General features: G+C 58.2%; 1 protein-coding gene. It reads left to right on the top strand.

Going from position 1 to position 311, the window contains the following annotated elements:
* On the top strand, positions 1 to 281 hold a 281-nt coding region (locus J5837_RS07690; protein ID WP_210536079.1), incomplete at its 5' end, for a hypothetical protein.
* Positions 282 to 311 lie beyond the last annotated feature (30 nt).

Consider the following 311-nt stretch of genomic DNA (forward strand, 5'->3'; position numbering starts at 1 on the left):
GCCGCATGCCAGGCAATCCTTACTCAGCGCCAAAGAGCCATACGCCGCCTGGAAGGGCGCGTCAGATTCGTCCTCTCTGGCGCTGGGGTATCGGCATCGTCTCCTTAGCGGGAATAGTCCTGATGTACGTCAACTATCAGGTAGCCCGATCAATTAACGGGTACTACTTCCATGATTCCCGGGTGCCGCTGGGAGCCTTAGACATTTTCGCGGCTCTCGCAGTGGTCTATCTTCTGCTCGTGGCTGTATTCGGTCGCTGGCGGTTGTTCTTCCGGGCATGAGCACCGTGTCTTCGGCAATCGGTCTGCGGC

The organism is Pseudoxanthomonas helianthi (assembly GCF_017939625.1).
Lineage (GTDB): Bacteria > Pseudomonadota > Gammaproteobacteria > Xanthomonadales > Xanthomonadaceae > Pseudoxanthomonas_A > Pseudoxanthomonas_A helianthi.